This window comes from Paraburkholderia sp. GW821-FHT02A12, from assembly GCF_059422005.1.
Genome location: NZ_JBWKWA010000001.1, coordinates 907,167 through 924,321, shown reverse-complemented (window position 1 = coordinate 924,321; position 17,155 = coordinate 907,167). Strand labels below are relative to the sequence as shown.

Genomic DNA, 17,155 nt, shown 5'->3' with positions numbered 1-17,155 from the left:
TAATATACACAGGACTCCGCTACTTTGATGAAAACGTTCGAAAGACAGCCGCGTCGCACCGGGGCAACCTCCGTGCCAATCACCGCCGAGATGGAAGCATCGAGCGCTACTGCAACCTCGCCCGCAACGATCAGCGTGATGCAGGTGTCGCCCGGGTTGTCCGACCCGGCCGCCAGCCGAAGTGGCGCGTCCACCGACACCGGCCCTGGCAACACTAGCTCAACGCCGGAGCAGTCTGCGATTCACGATCAGGTGGAAAGCGTCATTGCCGCCATCGGCTGCAACCAGATCATGAATGCGCGCCTGCGCGAGGCATGGATGATGTTCAGCGTCTTTCTCCAGTGGCGTGGCACGTTGCCCGAGCGGCTCCAGGACATCGCCGCGACGGAGTTCGAGCCGTTCGTCTCTCATTGCCGGGCAACGCAGGCAAACGTCGACGCCGTTCTCTGGGCACTTTCGCCGTTGCGTACCCTCCTTGCTCATGCGGGGCATCGCGCGGACGCCCTTGCTGCACTAACCGCCCGGACGACAAGTGTGCGGGTGGGCAGCGGCGGCAATCGCAAGTACCGCCGCGACCGCCGGTTCGCCACGCCGGCCGCCGGATCGAGGGTCGCACCCGAGCAGTGCGATCTTCCTGAGCCCGTCCGATGACGCACCGCAGTCCTCCATATCGCTATTTCGGATTTCCAGCCTGCCCTGACCTACCCACCTCTTCCTGAACAGGAGAAAACAGATGAACCATCACTACCTCATCCTCACCAGCGGCAATGATGTGCAGGAGAGCGCCGTAGCTGACCTCGTCAGCTCGCGTACTGGTGCACGCCTGGTCCGCGTGGAAGTGCCCCGCAAAGCGTCTGCACAGCTTGAACCAGACGCGGTACGCGTACGGGCCGACCGGCCCGACGAGCTTTACTGCATGCTGGCCGCTGCCTCGCACGCCTACTGTGTGGCCGTCTCGGCACCATCGGTGGCTCCCACGCTTGAGTTCCTTGCGGAACACCCTGGCACAGCGAATGATTTTGCGCTCATCATCTGCACCGCAACACCCCGTGAGGGATCACAGCAAAGCGCAGTCGGAACGCTCACCAAGCTCGCCTCGATGGGCGTTGACCCGACGCAGGTTGGCGTGGTCTATACCCATACGCCGCGCGACGCGTTCGTAGAGCAGGCGTTCACGCAACTGGCCGGCTATCTGGCTAACGGCCCCTTTGCGGCGGTCAGCCGTGAAGCCGTGCTTAAGGACTCGACGGCCTTTGAGCGCGCCCGTGAGTTGCAACTTCCGATCGCCGGCGTTCTGAGCGGCCAGGTCCGCTTCGAGTCAGCACTTGAGGAGGCGCGCCAGGCCGGAGAACCGGAAGAGCTTCTGCACGCTCTTGCCCGCAAACTCCTCGCGCAGCGCGCATTGACCGGTTGCCGGGTGGACATCGACAAAGCGCTCGACATGCTTCGCGTTCCCCACACCCTGCAGCAGGAGCTGCCGCCCGCCGTGTCGGTCACCTCAACCCCGCCCCAGCCGCACGCCGTTGCACTGGTGGACGGCGGTGTCGTACTGGATGAGACAAGCCCGCCTCACAGCGAGCCCATGCCGGGCTAAATGGCCCAGGAGTCCGGGACCGAGGAGGTCCCGGGTAAGCGCGGCCGGCTCCAGCGTCCCGGCCGCGCCACCGGCGTTGGGGCGCTGAATGGTGAGGACGTTCCGAGTCGCCCTTTTCCTGAACGGGCGTCGCATGATCTCGTGAGAAAACGCAATGCTTTTGTGCTCCCGGACTGCCAGACCCCCAAGCGTATCGCACACAACGACGGATACGCCCGGCAATTGCTCGCGGGCGCTGATCAACAGGGACCTCGCCTATGTTCGGCCAGCTCGATGTGCTAATGGGCAGTTCCTCAAGAACGCTTGCTTCCAGCGGCGGCCCCGTCGCATGCAGAACCCCCTCACCCTCGGATATCTGCGATATTCAAGTTCACCCGGACATGCTCCGGCGCTTCATCGCCCGTGCATTCGGCGGTCATGTTACAGGCGCTCGAAATCGTAGGCAGCGTCGAAGGTCAGCCACGAAGGACCGACCTGATCTCTCGCTCGCGGTCACTGGAGCAGCAATGACCAGGTAAGGACCAGACGCGGGCGACTGTTCGCATTGGGGGTGTGACTCACGACCGAGCGATCATGGCCACCTGCTGCCCGTCGTGACCGGCAGCAACCGACCGACCCATTGCGGCCCGTCAAGCCAGCGCGGCATCTACGGCGGCTTTCAAGGTACAACGGCCGTTCGTCGACTCGCATAGGGAGACGGGAGTTCGGCCTGAGCCGACATTGGGCCGGGTTGGGTTCTACGTCAGCAATGTGGCGGATTGCTGACAGTGGCGGGATCGAGCAGACGGATGGCAGCTTTTTGCATTAGCGAACTCACACTCCCGACCCACTGCGGACCCTGGACCAGGCGTCGCCTCTTCGGCGGCTTTTGCGGTACAGCGGTCATTCATCCCTTCGAGTCGGTCGGCAAGTCGTCAGCCAATGAAGCCGCCGTTCGGATAGCCGCGAATTTTATCGCTCGCGAGTGGTGGCTTACAAAAGGACCGTATGATCTGATTGCTGTCGACCCATCTCCGACACTCGAGAATCGAAAACTGGATGCCGTAGAGCAGCCTTTGAGCGACCGGTTACAGGTGTCGGCACTGTCGTTGACCCAACGCGGTCTGATCTATGACGCGTGCCAAAGCGCGTGACGGAACCCATTGGCCTCCTTGTGCAATGAATCGGGAGGTCGCGTCGACGACTGTTTGGTTGCTGTCATCATCGAATACGGCAAAGACAGGTGCGACGACCGACTCCGCGAGGGCAAATTGCTGCTTTTCGAATCTGCTCGGGTCGATGCGGCCTTCGGCATCGAAGGTGAGAATGGAAAACGTGTTCCGAACGACGCGCACCGGGTTTCTGGCCACAAGCTCGACCACGACGCTGGCCATTCGCGCCCGTTGCCCGGCAAGATCCGGCAGGCAGTGGCTTGCCGGATCTTGCAGCATCTGGTCGAACTTTGTGTTTGACAGCCGCCAGAGGGTATCGTCACGAGCGATCAGAAACGTTCGGCAAGAAAAACCCATGGTTCTGCCCCTTGCATTAACGGTGACGCTCACCACGCTCGGCAAGATCCCACAACGTGCCTTCCCCGCAGCAGATTCGCCCCTTTACCTTACACCGTGCGCATGACCAGGCTTCGGGTTGGCTCGGTCGATGTCCGGCTCCGCTGGGCCTCTCCTGCACGTGAAGCACGTCGCAGTCATCGCGCTCGTGGAGTCGAAGTGAGTCGCGCAGGCGATCACGGTTGCGTGGAACCACGCCACGGGCTTTGCCGCGCCCCGCTGAGGGCCACGCGCACCCTTCTCGTCCAGAAAGTGTCCTGCGTTAATGAATGCGTGACTGCGGTCGGAATGAAGCAAGTAAGGAACGCCTCAGCGCGAGGATGGAAACGCTTGCCTCTTGACGTCTCACTGCATGATCTCGCCGCTCCATCGATCACGGTTGGCCCAGAACGGACACTGCATACATTTTTCGCCTTCCGGGTAGTCAATGCCTTCCTCATGCGGGCAGCCGATGATGCGATCGACGGCAACCACCGATTTCGCACCGTGATGATCGATGAATCGAATGATTGCTTCGGTGACTTCTGGATCGATTCTCGCATCGGTGGTTTTGCAGAACCACCGCTCAACAGGGTCCGCGTCAGCACCTTCGTGCGCGACGATGCCAACAGAGACCTTCGTCGCTCTCGTGTCGTCTGGTCCGTAGAAGGCAACCGTTGCCACCGGATAGCCGCAGAAGCCTTTGCCACGTTTTTTCGCAAACTTGTCCCGGTACCACTGCGCCTTGAATGTCACGACTCCTCCCTCGCATGCCTTGCCGAGTGACGTAAGCGGCGTCACCGGTGTACACAAAGCGTACCAAGTTTCTACACCTTGGCCGGCCGCCCGGCAAGCGGGTTCGGGAAGTAATGGCTGCGTGAACCGAGCAAGGGGCATTCGCAGCACAGACGCGGGCGACCGCAATGGAGTGACTCGCTCCGGTTGGTGATCGGCGGTAGGCGGCCGGCTACATGATCATCGTGCGACACGAAGTCGCTTGTAGAAGTTGTTCCCACGGCAACGGAGGGTACCACCCGTGTCACCGGGTGAATCTAGGAGCCTGAATAAAGAGCGGTTCTGACAACGTAACGAAGCGCCGCAAGGTGCGGGGTATCAATCGCGAGAGGCGTACCCTTCTGGCAGCCACACGCCGGATGAGTGCCAGATAGTCGGTAGGGTGAAAACATTTGAATCTGCGATAAAGATCGTCATGTAGAACAAGCGGAAGTGGCTACCACGCTTGAACCAAAACGGTAACGGAGGCGGGAATAGCGTCTGATAATTGCGCTCTCGTGACCCATACGCCTCCCGGTCAATAGCAGGCACCTAACCCGACGTACTTTACAAGCGGAACGTGGAAACCCCGTATCGCTCCCTTCGGGGACAGCAGGCTGCAAGGTCTGCCCATGGTGGTGCGGGCATAGGAACGAGGACAAAGCGAACGCCGGCCTGTAATGGGACGGATAGGGGTTGCAACATCACCTCACGCGAAAGCGGGCAGACTTCCTCATGGTCTCTCTTCACCAGAGAGTTTCCAGAACCATCTTAACGGAGGGAAAGCAAATGAGCGCTGCAACACAGGCGCGTGCGCCTTCTGGCGTGACGTGGGACGGCATCAATTGGGCCAAGGTCCGACGGTACGTAAGAAGGCTGCAGACGCGTATGGTGAAGGCGTCACAGGCCGGCCGCCACAACAAGGCGAAAGCCTTGCAATGGTTGCTGACCCACTCGTTCAGCGGCAAGGCATTAGCCGTGAAGCGGGTGACTGAAAATCAAGGCAGGAACACCCCCGGTGTGGACAAGGTAACGTGGAAAACACCGGCGGCAAAGACCAACGCGATTGCGTCGTTGAAGAGGCGGGGCTACTCGCCCCTTCCGCTTCGGAGAGTGTTGATTCCGAAGAAAAACGGCAAGACGAGGCCGCTCGGCATACCCGTCATGAAGTGCAGAGCCATGCAAGCATTACATTTGCTGGCGCTGGAACCGATTGCGGAAACCACCGCCGATCTGAACTCCTATGGGTTCAGGCCGGAGCGCTCAACCGCTGATGCAGGAGAGCAATGCTTCACTTCTCTTGCGCAAAAGACGAGTGCGGAATGGGTGCTAGAGGCCGACATTCAAGGCTGTTTCGACCAAATCAGTCACGACTGGATGCTCGCCCATATCCCCACGGATAAGGCGATCCTCAAGAAGTGGCTCAAGGCGGGATTCGTGTACCAGAACGAACTCTTCCCGACTGAGGCAGGTGCCCCGCAAGGGGGAATTATCAGCCCTGTCTTGGCTAACATGACGTTGGACGGTCTCGAAGCCAGGCTGGCGGAGAAGTTTCCGAAGGCAAGGCGGGCAGGCTTAAAAATGAACATGGTGCGTTACGCGGACGACTTCATTATTACGGGCAATTCAAAAGAATGGCTGGAACAGGAGGTCAAGGCCGCAGTGGTTGAATTTCTGGCGGAACGCGGGTTAGTCCTATCGCCAGAGAAGACCAGAATAACGCATATCAGGGAGGGGTTTGACTTTCTCGGATGGAACATTCGCAAGTACAACGGCAAGCTGCTCATGAAGCCGTCCAAAGCGAACGTCAAAGCGCATCTTGACAAGATCCGTGAGGTCGTCAAGGCCAACAAGACGGCTAAACAGGCCCACCTGATAAGGCTGCTCAATCCGGTACTACGTGGATGGGCGAATTACCACAGGCATGTAGTCGCCAAGGAAACCTTCGCTCGGGTTGATGACGATGTCTGGTCGATGCTATGGCGATGGGCGGTAAGAAGGCATCCGAACAAGGGAGCCCGCTGGGTTAAGGAAAAATATTTCAAGACCCGAGGTGCCCGGAACTGGGTATTCATCGCCACAGAAAAACAAGAGGATGGAACGCAACGGGAGCTCACCCTGCTACAAGAATCTGATACGCCAATCCAGCGGCATATCAAGATCAGAGCCAACGCCAATCCGCACGACCCAGACTGGAAGCATTACTTCGAGTCCCGATGGGGCACGAAAATGCAGAACTCGTCAAAAGGCCGTGCGAAGCTGTACCGCGTCTGGCTCAGGCAGGACGGCCTGTGTCCTGACTGTCAGGAACCCATCACGACGGGCATCCCTTGGGGTGTTCGTTGTATCGTGAAAAGAACCGAAGGCGGATCGGACGCAGCGAGTAATCTTCAAGTACACCATCCCGATTGCCGTAGAAATCATTAGTCTGCCGAAAATACCGTTGTGAAACCGGGTGTCGCGAGATGCCTTTGCAGAGGCTTGAGCCGTGTGGATCGAAAGACCCATGCACGGTTCTGAGGGGGCTGGACGCGGGTAACCGCGCCCAGCTACCCGACATTCAAAGGCGCAGCGTTGAACGTCCGTAGGTCGGTCCAACGAGACACTCTGCCATTTAGTCGTTTGTAACAAACGCGCCAACTGATTTTCGCCGCGCGGGAGGGAGCCGCCATCGGCATCCCATCTCGTGTGACTCAGGTTTTGGTACCCTTTCATCGTGAGTCCTGTTTCTCTTGGCAGAATTCGGAAATTCACGGCGACCGCCGTGAACGTTAAAGGTTGGTCAGCCGGCGGCAGAGCCGGGGGCGAACTTCTGTGAGTTGATACGTAGCAATCAGGTCGTCCTACAGCAGATGAAAAGACAGTTCACAAGACATGCGCAACGCAGCGGCCAGGCGTATCCCGGACGCTTGGTCCACCCCACAATTCGAGCGGACCAGGCGCAAACGGAGCTTCGTCCAGTTCGCACTGGCGTGGTGGGCCTGCTGGTTGATTCCGAAGCCGCGTTCCGCGAAAACAGGCCGCTTCAGCGCTTGCTGCAACAGTGTCATGAGGACGGGCGTTCTTGACTGCTTCCGACATTCTCGCGCCACACCTGACGCCCGGTGGTCACCTGCTTGCGGTGCCGAAGGACGCCGCGCCACTATTGGCGGATGAAATACGACCGCGGTTGGGCAGTTCTTTTGCGCTTGGCGCAGGACATGGCCTGCTGCATCTGGGAACGGCGGAAATCGGCCGCATTTTGCCGCCCGCGTGGGCCTGGTGGCGTGATTTTGCCGCGCGCTATGTCACCGCCTTGTGTGCCACGCCCGAAGGCGGCGAGATCGCGGTCGTCACGCCTGCTGCCAAGGATTTCGATGCCCTGATTGCCGATGCACCGCCGATGACGGGCGGGGAGTATCTAACGCCAGATGTGCTGGCCACGCTGTGGGGCGAGATCAATACCGCCTTGCACCAGGAACTGGCGACCGCAAAAGTCTCGCTTCAGGATTTCCTCAAGTCGCGCCACCCGGCCTGGAATCTCGTCGGCCGCGTGCATTTCAACCTCGCTGAGAACCGCAAGGACCCGGAGTCACCGTTCGCCTTCCTTGCGACTTACACCTCGCGCCTGTCGGCACATGGCAAAGCGCAACACCAGCCACTGTCGCAAGCCCTCGCGGAATTTTCGGGAGCCAGGAGCCGTGCGCAACTCTTGTCGCTACTGCTGCCGGTCCAGCGCGCCGCGGAACACTGCGATTGGCTTCGCGAAATGGTGGATACCGGCGAGATATACCATCCGCTGCGCTGGACGCCGCTTGACGCCCACCGCTTCCTTTCGGACCTGTCCAAACTCGAAGCCGCCGGGATTGTCGTACGCACGCCAAGCGTCTGGCAGGCGGGCCGCCCTGCTCGTCCCGTTGTGAGAGCCAGCGTCGGAGCGCGACCGCCTTCGCTCCTGGGCAAGGACGCGTTGCTCGATTTCAGCATGGAGGTCTCCCTCGACGGCGAGAGTCTCAGCGCCTCCGAGGTTAGGGATCTGCTCAAAGGCGCCGACGGGTTGCAACTCATCCGTGGTCGCTGGGTCGAAGTGGACAACAAAAAGCTCAGTCGCCTCCTGGAGCGATTCGAGGCCATGGAAAGGGCGGCGAAAACCGGTCTGCCATTTAATGAGGCCCTACGCATTCTGGCGGGTGTTTCGCTCGACGATAGCGGCGACCCCGCTGACCGAGACTGGTCGCAGCTTGTTGCAGGGCCATGGCTGGCCGACATCTTGCAGAAGTTGCGTCAGCCGGACGGGTTGGCACAGATCAGCCCGGGACCGGAACTCAAGGCCAGCCTGCGGCCCTACCAACAGGCCGGCGTGCGGTGGTTGTACCTGCTCACCCGGCTCGGACTGGGCGCTTGCCTGGCGGACGATATGGGCCTGGGCAAGACCATGCAGGTACTCTCGCTGCTGCTCGTGCTGAAGCGCGAAAGCGCCGAGGCGCGGCCCAGCCTGCTGGTCGCCCCCGCATCGCTGCTGGCCAACTGGGCGGCAGAGGCCGAGCGCTTCGCCCCCGGCTTGCGCCTGCTGATCGCCCATCCGTCGGTCATGCCGGCGGCCGATTTGCGTGCGCTGGACGCCGCGCGGCTTGCGGACATCGATCTCGTCGTCACCAGCTTTGGCTCGCTTCTTCGCCAGCCGGTACTGGGTACCATCCAATGGCGGGTTGCCGTCGTCGATGAAGCGCAGGCGATCAAGAATCCGGGCGCCAAGCAAACGCGACAGGTCAAGCAGCTCCATGCGCAATCGCGTATCGCGCTGACCGGAACCCCCGTGGAAAACCGCCTGTCCGATCTGTGGTCCATTTTCGATTTCACCCACCCCGGTTTGCTGGGCTCGGACAAAGTCTTCGCCAACTTTACCAGGCGGCTGGCGAAGGCCGAGCACTTCGGCCCGCTGCGCACGCTCGTGCGGCCCTACATCCTGCGCCGCCTGAAGACCGACAAGCGGGTAATCGACGACCTTCCGGACAAGACCGAACTCAAGGCCTGGTGCCACCTGAGCCCGAGCCAGGCGGCGCTTTATCAGCGCGCGGTGAAAGATCTGGCCGCCGCGCTTGACGACGTCGAAGGCATAGGTCGCAAGGGTGTGGTGCTGAGCTTCCTGATGCGCTTCAAACAGATATGCAACCATCCCTCGCAATGGCTGGGCGACGCAGCGTGGAAGGAGGACGACAGCGGCAAGTTCGCCCGCCTGCGCCAGCTGGCCGAAGTCATCGCCGCCAAGCAGGAAAAGGTGCTGATATTCACCCAGTTCCGGGAGACCACGGAGCCGCTGGCGGCATTTCTGGGTTCAATCTTTGGTCGCGAAGGTCTGGTGCTCCATGGCGGCACTCCGGTAGCCAAGCGCCGCGAACTCGTCAAGCGATTCCAGGAAGATGAGCTGACACCCTTCTTCGTGCTCTCGCTCAAGGCAGGTGGCGCGGGGTTGAATCTCACCGCCGCTTCCCATGTGATCCACTACGACCGCTGGTGGAACCCGGCCGTGGAAAATCAGGCGACTGACCGTGCGTTTCGTATCGGCCAGCAGAGGAACGTTTTGGTGCATAAGTTTATCTGCCGTGGCACGATCGAGGACCGTATCGACCAGTTGATTGAAGCGAAGCAGCAATTGGTGAAGGATGTGCTGGAGGGCGGCGCGGAACTCCTGCTCACCGAGATGAGCGATCGAGAGTTGCTCGATCTCGTGAAGCTCGACGTTTATGCCGCGCAAGAAAATTGATCGTCAAGAGGAAGCGCAATGGGTTACGGGGAATGGCAGCCTTACGTCTCGGTCGCCGAGCGCAGGAAAAAGGCTGAACTGGCCGCTGCCAAGGCGAAGAAGGCTGGTGCGGTCCTGTCGCCAATCGTGTCGTACCGTGGCGCCATCGCCAAGACCTTCTGGGGCAAGGCCTGGTGCGACAATCTGGAAGGCTACAGCGACTATGCCAACCGCCTGCCGCGCGGTCGAACCTATGTGCGCAACGGTTCCGTGATCGACCTTCAGATTACGGCAGGCGAAGTCCGCGCGCAGGTAATGGGTTCGAGCCTCTACACGGTCGCCGTGAACGTGACGGCGTGTCCTGATAAGCAATGGCGAGCAATTGGAGCCGATTGCGCGGGGTCGATCGATTCGATCGTGGAACTCTTGCAGGGCAAGCTCTCGACAGCCGTGATGGAGCGCATCTGCAAACCTGGCACCGGTCTTTTCCCGGCGCCAAAGGAAATCACGTTCAATTGCAGTTGCCCGGACTGGGCGTCGATGTGCAAGCACGTTGCTGCCGTGCTCTACGGCGTTGGCGCACGCCTCGACCAGCAGCCAGAATTCCTCTTCGCCTTGCGCCGGGTCGATGCCAATGATCTCGTCAGTCAGGTCGGTGCCGGCCTGCCTAAATCGAGAAAACGCCCGGCCACCGCCAAGGTGCTCGACGACGCGCTGGTGGCCGATGTGTTTGGCATCGAGATGGCCGAAGCTTACCCACCGGCGAAGCCTGTTGCCGGACGTACCAAGCCATCGGCAGGTAAGGTGACAGCGAAGACGGCGGCAAAGTCGGCTGTCTCGCCAACCCGGAAGCCGCCCGCGACCGCGAAGACTGCGGCGGACAATAAAGTGGTAACAAAGAAGTCGCCAGTCAAGCCCTCTGCTGGGCCACGTAAGTCAATGTCTGGCAACGTCGTTACCGGTAAAGCAAACGTGGCGAATTCGCCTGCAACCCCGAAAGAGGCTGCAGCAAGGAATCGCGCCAGTACTCGACCGGTGAAAGGTAAGTCCCGTTAAACTCCGATTCAATCTCGCATTGCTACGCGAGAAGCGAGTGACGTCGATGAATGAAATTCTTTTCCTCGGGAAACCCCGGCCTCTGGCGAAGTCTCCCGATCATGTTGAGCGTCAGCGGACGTATCCGGTTCAGGATTTCACAGAGACCAGATTGACGGTATTTTCAATACTTGAACGACCGTTTCGTGAACATTGCAAACGGCTGTAACGGCCGATCACTTGACGAGCATGACCGTCGGAGGAAGGTCCGTTGTCTGGGCTGAGCCGGCGCTCGAATGTCCATCTGAGAGCTCGATCGAACGACCGCAGGTGGCCGGATCCCGTCCGATGCTGAACTTCCGTGACCATGACCAGATCGTGCCCGCGATCGAGTCGATTCACGCGCCAGATGTTGCCGGCGGAAATACACTCCTCACCGCCGCTGTCGACGATGACATGCTCGTCGGTTTCGAGCATGAATCGGTTGCCCGCTGCGCGCGTTGTCACGGGGTGGGAGATTTTCGATGCTTTGGCGAACGCCTTGCGGGCGTTCTCGAGGCCGAACTTTTCCACCGACGGCGGCGCGAACTGATGCGTGCTATGGCCGCCGGAGCAGGCGAGGATTTCCGGACCGACAACGTCGGTATTGCTATGGTTGTTCGGCATATAGTCTTTCGCCTAGGTTATACCCGGAAACACTATCCTGGGCCCTTAAGGACGTGCTAAAAAGAACCGATATCCCGGAAGCGCGACTGGAAGTCCGGTCCGGAGATTGGAGAATCCCACGCGGTCTGTCGCACGGAATTCCGAGGTGAAAGTATGGAAAAAAAAGTGCTCGTCGCGGTAGCCGCTGCGCTTATGTCTTCTGTGGGCGCGCTGCATCCCGAATCCGCCCGTGCCGCTGATGCTGAAGCCTCGGCCTTCGAAGACTCGACCGTCGACGCATCTCTTGATCCCGGCGAAAAAAACGCGTCTCCGCCCAAGCCGACATTCAGGCGCGCCTGGCAGACCTGCGCTATGCGTATTTCATCGGCTATAACGCGCGCGCCAGGGAAGACTCGAAATCCTATGCGACCTTGGGCGACGAGGTGAAGCATCGGCAAAAGCAGCTTGCTGCGCCGGCCATGCCCGCATCGCCGAAGCCGGTTGCCGAGCGGGTTGCACCCCCAAGGCGGGTCGTAGCGCAAGCCGCGTCGCTGAGGCAAGTATCCACGCCGGTCACATCGCCGAAGCGGGATGCTGCTGCGCGAGCCACGCCGTCCAGGCAGGTCGTCGCGCAGGCCGGGCCTGTGCCGCTGAAGCACGGTCCCGCGCAAGTCGCGTCTGCGCCGCCGAGGCGGGTCTTTGCACCGGTCGCGTCGTTGAAGCAGGCTTCAGTGCGGGTTACGCCTCCTAAGCGGGCTGAAATGCAACCTGTGCCTCTGAAGCAGGTTTCTACGCGGACTACGTCGCCGAAGCTGTTTGCCACCGAGTCCGAGCCTCCGATACTGATTCCGACGCAAGCCGTGACGGCATTGCCGGAAGCAAAATCGGACAATGATGACGACGCGCAGGTGACGCAGAGGCGCGATTTCCAAAACGCTCAGCGGGCGGTGCCGCAATATCGGCAGGCCGATGAGGAACCGCAATACGCCGTAGAGCAAGGAACTCAAGCGGCTCCGCCGACTCAAGCAGCGCACAACAGGCAACCTCGGCAATATCAGAATCAGCAGCCCCAGCAATACGCGGGGGCGCCGGCCTATAACCAGATGTCAACAGAGTCTCAGGAGTCAGGTGGGTACGCCGGGCGGGAATACGCGCCGTCGCCCCCGCCGCCTCGAACCGTTCAGGCTAACCAGTACGCGCCCGCTCCGTATCCGCCCGCTCGGTACCAACCGGCTGACGTGCAGTCCGCCTACGTACCTCGGCCGCCCACTCAAGCGGCGGCGCAGCAGGTCATCATAGTGGGCCGCCCGCCTGCCTATCCGGCATATAACGAGATTTACACGCCGCCTGAACTGCGGCGGCCGTACCCCGCCGGTTACGGCAATCCGGCGCAGCCAGCCGGATATCAGGGATGGGAGTAGGCGCACTCACTCACATGCGCCGCCGGGCGCGCTGACTCACGTATGCAACGGGCCGTAACAGGCGTCCCGTTTCCATGATGGAAGCAGCATGCGCGTGCCGGACACGTGCGATGGCGCTGCCGTGACTCCGATTCCCCATCAGGGCGATACCTGCTCACAGGGCGTCCATGCAGAATAAAAATCGTCCCATCCATCGATGGTGAGCACGCCCTTTAGCAGCCTGCGCTGGCATTTGTCGATGGCCGTGGCGAACGTCTGCTGCCAACGTCAATGAACGGGTGTTTTTGTTAAGGGTTATTCGACGTCTGCCCACATGCGCCGCGGCAGACTCACGATCCTGTGAATGAGGGCAGGCATCGAATAACCCTTAACAAGAGTGTGAGTTCGCTAATGCAGAAAGCTGCCGTCCGTCTCCTCGACGACGCCTGTCAGCAATCCACCACATTGCTGACGTAGAACCCAGCGCATCTCAATGTCCGCAATGGCCGAGCAGCCGACAAACGCTTCCGAGGGCTCTCGCACCTGCATTTTCCGCCAAACGCCCACTCAACGTGATAAGGAGCGGGCTATCCGAACAAGCAGAAGCTGATCCTCTCCGGATTTCACGAGGCTTCGCTTGCCCTTCGCAAAGCCTACAACTACGCGTTCCCGGACAAGAAGCACGTGCACATTCATTCGAGCTACGACGCCAAGCTGGCAGAACGTGTCGCTGGCTCTCACGCGTAGCGCGAAGAGCGACGTTGCCTGGGCGGAATGCGCCCCGCTCTTCGTGTATAAAGGAGGAAGCCTGTACTACGGGAGCCCGCCGTGCCCGAAACCCCGCCGTCAACCACGAACTCAACCGCTGAAGGTCCGAACCCGTCCTTGCCGCGAATCATCAAGCCGTGGGCCATCGGCGGCGCAATCGTGCTGTTGCTCGGCATTTTGCTGCTGATCTTCAACCCGTTCCACAAGAGCCCGGATGAACGGGCGCTGAGCGAACTGGGATTCATCAAAGGCACCTGTAACGACAGCGACGCGTCGACAGCCACGCCCGACTCGGAATGCCTGGCGTTGCGGGCGAAACCGACAATGACGGCATCTCAGGTCGCGGCCGCTTTGCCACATCTAAAGAATTCCGACCGCAAGATCGAACTGAATCTGGGAGGCACCCAGATCGATAACCTCGATTCGCTGAAGGGACTGGACGATCTGGAATCGCTTGACCTGACGGACACGCCCGTCTGGAACATCGACGCCCTGAAGGAAATGCACTCGCTGAGAAGGCTCGTGCTCCATCGCACCGAAGTCGAAAACATCGCCACGCTAAAAGGGCTGACCGGTCTGCAATCGCTAAACCTCTGGGACACCCGCGTCTCGAATCTCGACGCGCTCAAGAACCTGCGCGATCTGCGAGAACTCGACCTGCGGGATACACAGGTTCGCGATCTCAATCCGCTCGAAGATTTGCCTCATCTGGAAACGCTCAAACTCGGGGGCGCGAGGAACGTCCGGAACGTCGACGCGCTCAGCCAGCTCGCCTCCTTGCAGACGCTCGACCTCAACGAAACCCAAGTCGACAGCATCAGTCAGTTGAAAAAGCTCCGCGGTCTGCAAGCGCTCTATCTAGCGAACACGCCGCTGCGAGACATCGACGCACTAAGAGGAATGTCCTCGCTCAGGACGCTCGTGCTGGACGGCTCGAAGGTCGATGATATCGACGCGGCGCAGGGCATGCTCCAGCTGGACACGCTGGTGCTCGCTCGCACGCAAGTGACGAACATCGATGCATTGAAAGGGCTCACCCGTCTGCAAAGGCTCAATCTCGCCGACACCCGGGTCGAGAACGTCGAGGCGCTGACAGACCTGAAAAGCCTGCGAATGCTCAATCTCTTTCGCACCAGGGTTCGAAACATCGATCCACTGCGAGGTTTGACCGGTTTGCAGGAACTCTACCTTGCGAACACCCCTGTCGAAGACGTCGACGCGCTGAAAGGGCTCACTGGCCTGCGAGAGCTCGTTCTGTATGGCACCCAGGCCAGGAACGTCGACGATCTCAAAGCGGCGCTTCCAAAAACGCGAATCGTGTGGTGATCATTCGACATTTTTTCAACAGGTGCGCCAGGTCAAACAGCAGCGTCCCAGATTTTGATAGTCCTTATCCGACGGCACGCGACAACTGACGTGCGCTTGCAGCGAGATTGAATCTCAAGCTCACGGCAGCGCAGTAGCTTCTGGGGAAACCGGTTTTGCGTGCGCGAGGCTGACCCGTTTCATACGGGTTCGCGGGTAGCGTATTGCGCGGCGATCGGCATCGAGGTATTGCGCTCCCGGCCAACGCATGAAGCGGATCATAGGAAGCAGGTGACGGCCACTCATGGGAAGCGGTCTGTTATAAAACGATGCGCGTGCATGTGGGCGGGACGGCTATTGCGTACACGCGGCCGTAATGTCCAATATCGGGAGCATCGGCTGGCTCTTACCGGACGTTCACTGCCCTTGCGGAACGGTCATAGCTGACATTCGCGCGAACTGAACGTCCGTGGGCGGCTAAGCGACGCATAACGGCCGCTGACCGAATCACCGGCCAACGTCGCCTTAGGCCGATGAACGAGCGTTCGTCCTTTACGATTGGATGACCGGTTACGGGGCGGAGCCGACGCTTGAACGTCCGACCGACGACGCATGTGAACGGCGGTTTGTGGCCGGGCTCTGCCCCTTGGCGATCGGCGGCAGTCGACCCACTCCGGTCAGTCGACCTTCTCCAAACCGGCCAGTCAGCCGAATCGAGGTTTTGCGAACTCGAGCGCTACTAAGCGGCCGTTGGCGACCTCACCCAATCGGCCATCTCCGGCCGTTCGCGCGCGCTGCCGAGCGGGCATTTAAATGTCCTGTCCTATCTGCTTAGCGGACGCTCGCCACAGTGTTTAATTTGTCGCGTTGCCGATCATTGCGAATATCGCCCCGAAGAAGTCAACGTGACCGGCTCGACTGAAGGCTTCGTTTCAAGCTTGATCCGGGGGAATACAACCGAAACTGCTAGCAAAAGCGATATCAGCGCGAGGCCTGACGAGACATAGACGAACGCCTTCACCCAATGCAGCGTGCTGTCGGGCAACTTTGCGCCCGTCCACACGAAGGCAAGCAACGCGCCATTGATGGCGACGACAAAGCCGGCTTTCGCGTCAAGTACCGTCATCCACTTCCGTGAAAACTCACTGGCGGCGCTCATGCTGCTCGCGGGGGGCAAATCCCAACGCCACCACACAGCTCCGTCGACTCGTCGCAGAACACGCTTGCTTCCCTCCTTTATCCGTCGACCAAGAAAAAGATAAATTTGCTCTGAATCTGCGCTCTCAAACCAGCATCGACTGCTGGGCGAAGATGCCCGCCATCGCGCCGTGCGATGATGCCGTGGTGACCGAGGCCATGAGGGGGTTGGCGAGGTCGCCGGCGGCGTAAATGCCGGGCATGCTGGTTTCGCGGCGCTCGTCGACCTTGAGGGCGATGCCGAGGGGCGTATCGACCGTGGCGAGGCCCAGTGATTCATGCAGGCTTGCGGATGGCTTGTTGCGCGGATGCGCGAACAGGATGTCGACCGAGACATTGGGGCCGGTATGGAGCTTGACGGTGGCATTAAGGCCCCCGTGATGGGCGATTTCGGTGATCCGGCCATCGACGACAGGTATATTGCGGTGCGCCAGATCGGCCCGGATATCCGGTGGAATTTCGTGACCATCGGCGAAGACCGTCAACGTGTCGGTCCAATCGTGGTACAGCCTGACATAATTGTGCGACTGCGGGCCGGACCAGACGAGGCCCCAATGCTGGCCGGCGACTTCAAAGCCGTCGCAATAGGGGCAGGGCACGATGGACGTGCCCCAGCCTTCGGCAAAGCCCGGAACATCAGGCATCTGATCGGCGACGCCATAGCTCAGGATCAGACGGCGCGCCCCAAGGCTTTCGCCATCGCCAGTGAGAACGGAGAAATCGTCGATGGCCCCGGAGACGCTGTCGGCCCGGGCACTGACCAGCCTGATCGTGGGATAACGCGCCAGCTGCTGCCGCGCCTCGGCCAGGATGTCCAGCGGCGGCCTGTGATCGTGGCCGAGCAGGCCATGCGAGTGGCCGGCGAAGCGATTGCGCGGCAGGCCGGTATCGAGAACGGTGACCTTACGGCGGGCACGGCCGAGCTGCAGGGCGGCGGCGAGGCCGGCAAAGCTGCCGCCGATAATGATGACGTCATTCATGGTGATGGGCTCCGTGTTGTGGATGGAGGGGGGTGGGCTGGGCCTGGCGCGAAATATCGTCCAGCGATACGCGCTCGAGACGGGCAGCGACCAGGGCTTCGGCATCGACGAGAAAGTCGCCCATCACTGTGTTGACCGGCCGGACAATGTCGCATTCGATATCGCCGGGCGGCCCGGGGAAACTTGATTTGGAGGACACCTACGCATTG

At 60.5% G+C, this 17,155-nt stretch carries 12 protein-coding genes and 1 pseudogene; 8 read left to right on the top strand and 5 right to left on the bottom strand.

The features are described 5' to 3' along the window. Positions 1-27: 27 nt before the first annotated feature. Both AC07WT_RS04185 and AC07WT_RS04180 read left to right on the top strand, forming a co-directional pair. The gene (locus tag AC07WT_RS04185; protein WP_494946156.1) at positions 28-651 is read left to right on the top strand and encodes a hypothetical protein; all 624 of its coding nucleotides are present in this window, start codon (positions 28-30) and stop codon (positions 649-651) included. Between the two features lie 82 nt (positions 652-733). After that, entirely contained in the window at positions 734-1,594 is an 861-nt protein-coding gene (locus AC07WT_RS04180; RefSeq protein ID WP_494946155.1) for a hypothetical protein, read from the top strand. A gap of 1,067 nt (positions 1,595-2,661) precedes the next feature. On the opposite strand, the gene AC07WT_RS04175 is transcribed toward AC07WT_RS04180, so the two are convergent. Next, complete coding sequence (locus AC07WT_RS04175; protein ID WP_494946154.1) at positions 2,662-3,102, bottom strand: hypothetical protein; 441 nt, start codon at positions 3,100-3,102, stop codon at positions 2,662-2,664. A 384-nt stretch (positions 3,103-3,486) separates the two neighbouring features. Beyond that, positions 3,487-3,876, bottom strand: a complete 390-nt coding sequence (locus tag AC07WT_RS04170) for a hypothetical protein (RefSeq protein WP_492591162.1) — start codon at positions 3,874-3,876, stop codon at positions 3,487-3,489. A gap of 807 nt (positions 3,877-4,683) precedes the next feature. Here AC07WT_RS04170 and ltrA point away from each other — a divergent pair. The 3 genes from ltrA to AC07WT_RS04155 all read left to right on the top strand — a co-directional run bounded on the left by ltrA (position 4,684) and on the right by AC07WT_RS04155 (position 10,672). Then, positions 4,684-6,321, top strand: a complete 1,638-nt coding sequence (ltrA, locus tag AC07WT_RS04165; RefSeq protein WP_494946153.1) for a group II intron reverse transcriptase/maturase — start codon at positions 4,684-4,686, stop codon at positions 6,319-6,321. A gap of 637 nt (positions 6,322-6,958) precedes the next feature. Next, entirely contained in the window at positions 6,959-9,637 is a 2,679-nt protein-coding gene (locus AC07WT_RS04160; RefSeq protein WP_494946152.1) for a DEAD/DEAH box helicase, read from the top strand. Between the two features lie 18 nt (positions 9,638-9,655). Then, positions 9,656-10,672 carry an SWIM zinc finger family protein gene (locus AC07WT_RS04155; protein ID WP_494946151.1) on the top strand — a complete coding sequence of 339 codons (1,017 nt, stop codon included), beginning with the start codon at positions 9,656-9,658 and terminating at the stop codon, positions 10,670-10,672. 129 nt (positions 10,673-10,801) lie between these two features. Here the strand turns inward: AC07WT_RS04155 and AC07WT_RS04150 are convergent, their stop codons facing one another. Then, positions 10,802-11,317, bottom strand: coding sequence for a hypothetical protein (locus AC07WT_RS04150; protein ID WP_494946150.1), 516 nt, complete (start codon positions 11,315-11,317; stop codon positions 10,802-10,804). 1,961 nt (positions 11,318-13,278) lie between these two features. Here AC07WT_RS04150 and AC07WT_RS04145 point away from each other — a divergent pair. Beyond that, a pseudogene (locus tag AC07WT_RS04145) lies at positions 13,279-13,443 on the top strand (NAD(P)/FAD-dependent oxidoreductase); the annotation flags it as partial. 81 nt (positions 13,444-13,524) lie between these two features. Next, positions 13,525-14,790: a leucine-rich repeat domain-containing protein gene (locus tag AC07WT_RS04140; RefSeq protein ID WP_494946149.1), complete on the top strand. Its 1,266-nt coding sequence runs from the start codon at positions 13,525-13,527 to the stop codon at positions 14,788-14,790. An 853-nt stretch (positions 14,791-15,643) separates the two neighbouring features. On the opposite strand, the gene AC07WT_RS04135 is transcribed toward AC07WT_RS04140, so the two are convergent. Both AC07WT_RS04135 and AC07WT_RS04130 read right to left on the bottom strand, forming a co-directional pair. Continuing rightward, positions 15,644-15,895: a Pycsar system effector family protein gene (locus AC07WT_RS04135; protein ID WP_494946148.1), complete on the bottom strand. Its 252-nt coding sequence runs from the start codon at positions 15,893-15,895 to the stop codon at positions 15,644-15,646. A gap of 157 nt (positions 15,896-16,052) precedes the next feature. Next, positions 16,053-16,946 carry an NAD(P)/FAD-dependent oxidoreductase gene (locus tag AC07WT_RS04130; RefSeq protein ID WP_494946147.1) on the bottom strand — a complete coding sequence of 298 codons (894 nt, stop codon included), beginning with the start codon at positions 16,944-16,946 and terminating at the stop codon, positions 16,053-16,055. Between AC07WT_RS04130 and AC07WT_RS04125 the strand changes: the two genes are divergently transcribed. After that, positions 16,945-17,133 (top strand): hypothetical protein, encoded by a 189-nt coding sequence (locus AC07WT_RS04125; RefSeq protein ID WP_179839171.1) that lies wholly within the window; start codon positions 16,945-16,947, stop codon positions 17,131-17,133. The genes AC07WT_RS04130 and AC07WT_RS04125 overlap by 2 nt on opposite strands. Positions 17,134-17,155: the final 22 nt, after the last annotated feature.

Excerpts from the sequence above, each read along its gene's own strand:
- AC07WT_RS04125 (WP_179839171.1), top strand. The coding sequence starts at position 16,945 with ATGGTGATGGGCTCCGTGTTGTGGATGGAGGGGGGTGGGCTGGGCCTG.
- AC07WT_RS04135 (WP_494946148.1), bottom strand. The coding sequence starts at position 15,895 with ATGACGGTACTTGACGCGAAAGCCGGCTTTGTCGTCGCCATCAATGGC.
- AC07WT_RS04185 (WP_494946156.1), top strand. The coding sequence starts at position 28 with ATGAAAACGTTCGAAAGACAGCCGCGTCGCACCGGGGCAACCTCCGTG.
- AC07WT_RS04180 (WP_494946155.1), top strand. The coding sequence starts at position 734 with ATGAACCATCACTACCTCATCCTCACCAGCGGCAATGATGTGCAGGAG.
- AC07WT_RS04130 (WP_494946147.1), bottom strand. The coding sequence starts at position 16,946 with ATGAATGACGTCATCATTATCGGCGGCAGCTTTGCCGGCCTCGCCGCC.
- ltrA (WP_494946153.1), top strand. The coding sequence starts at position 4,684 with ATGAGCGCTGCAACACAGGCGCGTGCGCCTTCTGGCGTGACGTGGGAC.
- AC07WT_RS04150 (WP_494946150.1), bottom strand. The coding sequence starts at position 11,317 with ATGCCGAACAACCATAGCAATACCGACGTTGTCGGTCCGGAAATCCTC.
- AC07WT_RS04155 (WP_494946151.1), top strand. The coding sequence starts at position 9,656 with ATGGGTTACGGGGAATGGCAGCCTTACGTCTCGGTCGCCGAGCGCAGG.
- AC07WT_RS04175 (WP_494946154.1), bottom strand. The coding sequence starts at position 3,102 with ATGGGTTTTTCTTGCCGAACGTTTCTGATCGCTCGTGACGATACCCTC.